At 35.5% G+C, this 7,774-nt stretch carries 8 protein-coding genes; all 8 read right to left on the bottom strand.

The genetic code is table 11. The annotated features are described in order from the left end of the window. Positions 1-156: 156 nt before the first annotated feature. Positions 157-921 carry an IS21-like element helper ATPase IstB gene (istB, locus tag ACOI1D_RS20430; RefSeq protein WP_422503914.1) on the bottom strand — a complete coding sequence of 255 codons (765 nt, stop codon included), beginning with the start codon at positions 919-921 and terminating at the stop codon, positions 157-159. Positions 922-950: 29 nt separating this feature from the next. Further along, a complete protein-coding gene (locus ACOI1D_RS20425) occupies positions 951-1,493 on the bottom strand; it encodes a hypothetical protein (RefSeq protein WP_422503912.1) in 543 nt (180 codons plus the stop codon). 56 nt (positions 1,494-1,549) lie between these two features. Next, positions 1,550-2,503 (bottom strand): IS21 family transposase, encoded by a 954-nt coding sequence (istA, locus tag ACOI1D_RS20420; protein ID WP_422503910.1) that lies wholly within the window; start codon positions 2,501-2,503, stop codon positions 1,550-1,552. A 102-nt stretch (positions 2,504-2,605) separates the two neighbouring features. Next, positions 2,606-2,797: a hypothetical protein gene (locus ACOI1D_RS20415; RefSeq protein ID WP_422503909.1), complete on the bottom strand. Its 192-nt coding sequence runs from the start codon at positions 2,795-2,797 to the stop codon at positions 2,606-2,608. 282 nt (positions 2,798-3,079) lie between these two features. Next, positions 3,080-3,538 carry a restriction endonuclease subunit S gene (locus ACOI1D_RS20410; RefSeq protein ID WP_422503908.1) on the bottom strand — a complete coding sequence of 153 codons (459 nt, stop codon included), beginning with the start codon at positions 3,536-3,538 and terminating at the stop codon, positions 3,080-3,082. A gap of 11 nt (positions 3,539-3,549) precedes the next feature. After that, a complete protein-coding gene (locus tag ACOI1D_RS20405) occupies positions 3,550-4,983 on the bottom strand; it encodes a restriction endonuclease subunit S (RefSeq protein WP_422503907.1) in 1,434 nt (477 codons plus the stop codon). Then, a complete protein-coding gene (locus tag ACOI1D_RS20400) occupies positions 4,976-6,460 on the bottom strand; it encodes an N-6 DNA methylase (protein ID WP_422503906.1) in 1,485 nt (494 codons plus the stop codon). Before ACOI1D_RS20400 ends, ACOI1D_RS20405 begins: the two co-directional genes overlap by 8 nt. 3 nt (positions 6,461-6,463) lie before the next feature. Further along, positions 6,464-7,774, bottom strand: a 1,311-nt coding sequence (locus tag ACOI1D_RS20395) for a type I restriction-modification enzyme R subunit C-terminal domain-containing protein (RefSeq protein ID WP_422503904.1), incomplete at its 5' end; no start/stop codon positions are given.

Here is a 7,774-nt window from a genome sequence, read left to right as displayed (position 1 = left end):
AATAAGTTCTATAATAAATATGTAAAATCCTGCTAGCTAATACACTAAAAGATTATTGTACTCAAAAAGGTGTACCAATTTGGTACACCTTTTTATCGGGAAGTGACAGGCACCAGGTCTTGTAACCGTCAAGTTAAATTGAACACTTTTTGCTCATTAATTTTGAACACTTTCTTTATTAAATATCGTACTTCGATTTTTTAATCGAAGGCTGTCTCCTGATAATTGAATTACTTCAGCTCGATGAATAATTCTATCTAATATTGCTGCAGTAATTGCCGGATCTCCCAGTAGTTCACCCCAATCACCTGGTCCCTTGTTAGACGTTAAGATGATTGAGGATTGATTATATAACTCATTTATAAAGTGGAAGAATAAATTAGCTTCACGTTGGTCCATTGCCATAAACATAAGGTCGTCTATTATCACTAGATTTGAGTTTCTTATCCTTTTTAATCGCAACTGGGATTTTCGAGTTATTTCTTCTGTTTTTAGCACATGAACCAGTTCTCCCATTGATATAAAGGATACTTTATATCCTTCGTATATAGCTTTTATACCTAAACCAATGGCCAAGGTTGTTTTCCCTACACCAGTAGGACCTAGAAGAATAAGATTATACAGCTGATCTAGCCATGCTAAATCTACCAACTGGTTAAATTGTTGTTTCTTTAATGACGGTTGTTCCTCTAGGGAAAATTCATCTAATGTCTTATATATGGGGAAAGTTGCCCATTTAAGTCTTTTTTCAATCAATTTTTCTTCCCGTCTTTTTTGTTCATATTCCATAACTTCCAATAGAAAACTAGTATAGGATAATGACTGACGTTCTCCTTTCTTTATCAGTTCAGGTAAGTGTTCGGACGTTTCGACGAATCGTAATTTCCGTAGAATGGTTTCTAGCTCTTTATACGTACTCATGAAGAATCACCTCCCTCCATAATGTCCATTTAGATAGACAGGTCACTTGTAGGAAGTTTTATGTCTAATAAATAAGATGATTCCTGATGTAGAGCTTGTATTTTTTTTGGTGGTTTAGCTGCTTCAACAGGCTTCTGCACCATTAAGTGCTTTGCCATATCATGGAACTCTGACGCACTGTAAAGCTTTTGCTTTACACACAACAGTAGAGTCTGATTAATATAGGACTTAGGGAAACTTTCCCATACTTTATTTAAGAGCTGAAGTTGATCTCGCATATATCTTGGGTATTGCTCTTTCACTTCAGCTAAATATTGGAGAGCTAATGATTTATTTTCAAACTTATCAGCCGTACTCTCAATATATGCAGGGATTCCTTTTGAACGATCTCTTTTGTGAGCACGTTCTTGTATCAGCAACCCTTTTTGATTTGAAATTTCGTGTGTGCCAATTATTTCTCCAGTTTCAGTGTCAATTATACGTAGTATGTTCTCTTGAATGTTTAATTGAAAATCTTTTCCGAAATCACTATACGTGCCTAATGGTACGGAGTACCGATTAGCTTTATACAAAATGGTATTGTCCTTACGAACAACCCTTGTTATACTAGAATCAGAATTTGAATTAGTTAGCTTATCTTTGGCTGGTACCGAGATAAGCACCCTGACTGGTCGTAAATGTTGTTTTTCTTCTTGGAAAACATCGACTGGTCTTTTTTTGTTGTATTATGAACCATTCCATTTCCTCTTCGTTCAAGCCACAACCTCCCTTGTTTATTCCAATCATCTAACGTAGTATAGGGCCGATGCTTTGCGAAATTCTTCTTAATAAAACCAATCACATTTTCAATTTTTCCTTTGCTTTCTGGATCAAATCCTCGACAAGCATACACTTTAAATTTCTCTTGTCGGCGATAGGATTCAAATTGTTTTGTATATATGATATCCCCATTGTTTTCACTTACTATAATGATGTTGTCCTGGTCATAAACCATCTCCTTTGGTTTCCCACCAAATTCTCGAAATGCATTTTCATGTGCTTCTATTAAATCTCTTGTGGTAAAAGGGTGATCTAGCCATTCCATATATTTATAACGCGAATGTGAAAGTACAAATGCAACTACATAGAGTTTAACTGATTGACCTTGTTCGTTTAATTGCCAACACTGGCCAAAATCGACCTGTACTTGAAACCCCATTGGTAATTCAGGAATTGCTTCATATTCACGTTTTTTTGTTGTTTTAGGAATATTGTATTCTTTGCGGATCTCTCTAACATACCGCCGGACGGAACTTTCACCAACCTCAATTTCTTCATATTTCTCGTCTAACCAATCAAAAATCTGAGCTGATGAAAGATCTGGATGTTCCCTTAACCAACCTAAAATCTCCTTTTTATGCTTATCTAGTTTTCGGATTCGACTCTTCGTAGAAGAAAGCCAAAGTGACATTTCTTCAGGATTTCTATCTAAATACTTATTTACAGTCCCCCTTGCAATCCCTAACTTCTTAGCAATCCTGCTTTTTGAAAAACCTAATTCTCTTAATTGAGAAATTTGGTTATACATTCTCCACTTTTCCACCTTTTTTTCCTCCATATACGATAATAAATTCTATCTATCTATCATATATGGAAGGAGTGCTGTATTGGCAAAAAGTGTTCAATCTTATTGATCAATAATTGACTATTTTAGTTTAGCAGTTACAGTCTTCAATTGGTCCGTCATTTCTTCGTCTAACGGAAACACTAATCCTTTCTTTTTAGCCAAGCTGATGATCTCTGTTACTTTTTGACGAGAGTTACCGGTACTTGCAACAATGCCTCTAAGACTGATTCCCTCATCGTCTAATTCCGATATCTTTTGATAATGGATCATAAAAAAACACCTCCATATAGTAATGTCACACCCACAGGTGTGCCCATTAATTATACAAAGGTATTAGGTGGTAAACACATGGCATTTACTGGTACATTTTGTGTCACTCGGTGGTAAATAATATGTCAGAGGTGGTACATTTCAGTGGCCGTAATCACATAAAGATATTCATGGGAAAAAGTTCTGTTCAAAATGGTGCGTAAATAAGTATATTGACGAAGTCCAGCAAACTATGATAAAAAAACAATAACGGTTATAGTGTACACAACATATCGATTAATTTTATTTATGCCGTTTAAAATTTTTATCCTTTGAATTTTTAAAGTTGTATTCTTTAAATAAAGTATTTACTTGTTGCTTATACAAAGATTTAATATAGTTCTCTATTAATTCATAATCCACCTTACCATCCTTGGTGGGTAAAAGAATTGAAACTTTATTTATTATATTCTCATTGAAAGAACTAGAACCCCAAGAAAAATTTGCAAAAGCTTTCCTCATACAAGTGATAATATATAATGCTATTAACTCGTTGAATTTTGACATTTTAGGGATTAGTATTTTTATCTTATCACCAGTAAAGTAAGGATCCTTTTGGTAGAATAAAGTTGCTGTATCTTGACCAAAGCTAATAGTATTACCGGGATTCAAGAACTCTTGAAGTTTCGGGTGACAGGCACTATATTTAAGGAAAACTGGCCAATCTACTGCTATATATGTTTGTGGTCTGAATATGGTCAAAAAAATAGTAATTACATTTGTTTTTGGAGTACTTCTTTTAATAATTCAATCGAATTTTCATCTGAGGGATTGTTTGTTCCAAGTTCCCCGCGGAAAGCTTTTGAAAGAACACTACTTTTCAAATGTGCAAAGTTAATATTACTAAGTATTAAATATTCTTTTTCTATTTTACTAATAATCTTATCAGTTTTATATATGATAGCCCTTTGAACTTCTACTGGAGGTAACGGACATAATACTTGTTTAAGCTCTTTCACAGATAACTGTGGCTGCGCACTCCCTGTTGTTACTTTCTCTAGAAGATTGTTAAATATTTGTGAAGATAAGTAAGCCAATAAATACTTAGGAACAATTGTCTGTTGACTTCTTAAGATAACAAGTTGAGCATTAACGAAACCTGTATTAGTTTCATTTGAACCTTTAAATAAACCTACCTTACCTACACTCCCCCTTATACACATTAATATATCATCATTTTTTAATTTACCACTACGAAGTGTATTAAACTTCTTTTCTGTAATATATTTGGTATTTTCATCAAACTTAATAACGTTACCTTTTAATTCTTTCGTAGATAAAAATGGAATACCTTGGTTGACAAGTTCTTCGGCCTTCGGGTAAGCAGAACTTCTATCTCCATTTTCAAAATCCGTAATTTGTTCTAACGCTACCCATTTCCACCCAGAAGGTAACAAGTACGGTACACCATCTATTTTATCTTGATTATCAGACTCATTCCTACTAACATTATCATCCAATTCACCCCGAAAAGCCTTATTCAAAATCGCTGCTCGACGAAGTTCAAAAGTTTCCTTTGCTTCATCAATCAATTGCTTTGCTGCATCAATTTTATTTAAAAGGCGTTCAACTTTTTCAGCAATTCGTTTTTGTTCTTCATATGGTGGAAAGGGGAAGGTATATTTCTTTACATTATTAGCAGACAAATTAGGTTGTGCCGATCCATTATCATGAACTTTTATCATTTTCCTGCCAAGAGAACTAACTAAGTAATAATATAAAAAGATATAGTTAACTTTTTTATTTGCTCTTATAATAACTAATGAAGAAGCAATCGCACCTTTTTCTACATCACTAACAACAGCAGTCTTTCCTAAAGTTCCTCGTAAGCAATACAAAACATCACTATTAGAAACTTTTCCACTTCCTAACGAATTAAACTTTTCAATTGATATATAATTCATGCTTCCCATATCTAGTTTGCCATCAATTAAATGTCCAGCATTAATAAAAGGAACTCCATTAGTAATTAGGTCATTTCTTGAAGGATAATTTTTTCCTCTATCACCATTAATAAATTGAGCTACGTATCCTAATTTTACCCAAATCCAATTCCCTGGCACTTCATAAGACTGCTCTTCTTCAGGAACCAAGGCTTCTTCTAACATTTCTTCAATTGTTTTCTTTTTTTTAACCTTCTTACTCATCATTGCCCACCTCAAAAGTTTCAGCGACCTTACTTATTTCTTCTGTTGAGACTTCATGGCTCTTCCCATTTTCAACAGCACGAAGCTCTGTTACTACCTCATTCAATAAGCCTATAGCTTGGTTAAGTTTAGTAATTGCTTCTTCAGCAGAATCAACTGGATCTGGAAGGTTTTCATATATAGACAGAGAGTCATCTTCAATTAAACCAATATCTAGGCTATTATCTTTTTTCAAAATATCTTCTCTTGTAAAGGCGTTAAAACGTTCATCTTCAACTTTTGATCTATCTTCAGTTTGATAAGCTTCCATAAAGGGCTCAAAATGTTTTTCTGTTAACGGGGTCCGTTTTCCAAACTTCGACATGTTTGTTCGTAGATCGTACACCCAAACATCTTTGGTATTGTTTTTATCTACTTTGCCACGAGTGAAAAATAGAACATTTGTCTTGACACCTTGTGCGTAGAAAATACCGGTTGGTAACCGTAAGATTGTATGTAAATTACATTTATCCATTAGATCTTCACGGACTTTTGCTCCAGTTCCACCTTCAAACAGAACATTATCTGGCAAAATTACAGCTGCACGTGCTTTACCATCCGGCTTTAATGCACGATAAATATGTTGCAGGAAGTTTAACTGTTTATTCGTGGTTGCAAATGTTAAGTCATCACGCGTTGGACGTTCTCCTCCTTGTTTTGTACCAAATGGAGGATTTGTCATGATAACATCATAGTTCTTTAAGCTTTTACCTACTTCTGACAGAGTATCTCCTAAAGTAATCTCTCCTTGAATGTCATGCAACATGGCATTCATTAGAGCTAAACGGTGTGTATCTTTAACGAGCTCGACTCCTGTAAAAGCTTTATTCTTTTGGAATTCAGCTTCTTTTTCACCTAAGTCAAAATAATCATCTGTTTGCTGGCGTACGTGTCGATCAGCAGCTATCATGAAACCAAATGTTCCAGCTGCCGGGTCGTTACAACGTTCACCTGGTTTTGGATTTACGAGTTTTACTATCTCATCTATAAGAACACGCGGGGTGAAGTATTGTCCCGCTCCTGATTTTGTTTCGCTTGCATTCTTTTCTAATAAACCCTCGTAAAGGTCGCCTAAACCTTCTTCTTTCGCAGTGTACCAATCCAACTCATCAATAGAGCGAACGATTTTCTCAAGGTTTTTAGGCTCATCAATATTTGTCTTAGCATTCGTATAGATTTGCATTAAAACATCGTTACCTTCGTTTCCTAAATCAATAAGGAGTCTTTGGTAATGTGTTTTTAGTTCAAGACCATGAATGCTGATAAGTGAATCCCATCGATATTCTTCTGGAATAGATTTTTCGTTATCTGTTTCCTTCATCATTTTTAAAAATAGTAAATACGTTAATTCAGTCACGTATTGGTGATAGGTAATCCCATCATCACGTAATACGTTACATAAGTTCCAAAGCTTCTGTACAATCTGTTGGTTGCCCATTTTTTATGCTTGCTCCCTCTCATCGTATAATGCATAGTTGATTTTACTTACAATGTCATTTAATTCTCCATCAAATATCTTGTTTAGTTGTTTATAGCCTCCGCGACTTTTAAATGGCTCGACGTTAAATGCTTTTTCTGGGTCAGGATCTAGTACTGACTCTTTTAACAGTTGTTTTTCAATCCGCTCCAACCAGGATTTTTGGTATGGTGGCCATGCTTTTATTGAATAGATTTTCTTCATTGCTTTTTTTATCCGTTCTTCATGACCGACAAGCGGATCTCCAATTGCTTGTTGCCGAATGAAACTAATAATGTCTGCAGCAATATCTTCATTCTTCGCATCCCGCCACGCAGTTTGCAGGCCCTTTTCGGTAAAACCCTTTTGGTCTAATGCGACCCTTAACTCTCTTAATTGTCCACGGGTTAATTCTTTTGGTCGGGTACATACCACTTTAAGGGCAGGCAGTAAGTTCATGTTCTCTTCAATAAACTGTTTGAAGCTTTGTAAATAATCTTCCGGTTGATCAGCATTACCATATCCACGGCTAACTTCTCGTATTTTGTCCTCGTGTGTTGAGATATACTGAAGTACAGGTCTTCCTCGATTCTCATCCAAATACTGTAAAATGTTTTTATTCGACGTTAGTTTTTCGGTGACTTGCTTTGGATCAGACTGTTTTATCCAATCTACAAAGTCATTTACTGATTTACCACCTGAAAGCACTTTGAAATTCTCATGGTCTTCTTCTTGCCAACGCTGCTTTTTCCGTTGAATTTTTGCAATCAACTCTTCTTTATGGCTTTGCTGTTGTACATGGTCTTCGAGTTGTTCGAGCTCTCCAACCAATTGCTCTACCGTCACTTTGGGACTTTTCACCACAGGTTTCATCGTCGTATATGGCTTTAATGATTCATAGATACCAACCGCATCATGAATAGAGAAATGGTCCTTTCCAATTTCATCATCGCGTCTTGTCGCACGACCTAGCATTTGCTCATAAAGGATACGAGAACGTACCCTTCTTAAAAATACCAGGTTCGTTATAGCAGGTACGTCAATACCAGTTGTTAACAAGTCCACCGTTACAACAACGGTTGGTAATCGTTCATTTTTAAACAGTCTAATCGCCTGGGATGGATTTTTAATAGAGCCAGTAATCTTCATCACAGTGTTATCATCAATAGACCCATGTATTTCTTCCAGTTCCTCTTTAAACATCCGGACAACCATATCTGCATGGTCATCAGATGCTGCAAAAATTAAAGTTTTCCCAAGGCCCATGGGATCAATATACTTGGCTAGTTCTGCTAG

Origin of the sequence: Virgibacillus sp. DJP39 (assembly GCF_049310925.1) — a bacterium.
In the GTDB taxonomy this organism is placed as follows: domain Bacteria; phylum Bacillota; class Bacilli; order Bacillales; family Amphibacillaceae; genus Virgibacillus_F.
The sequence above is the reverse complement of the archived record's forward strand: the minus strand, read 5'-3'. Positions and strand labels throughout refer to the sequence as shown.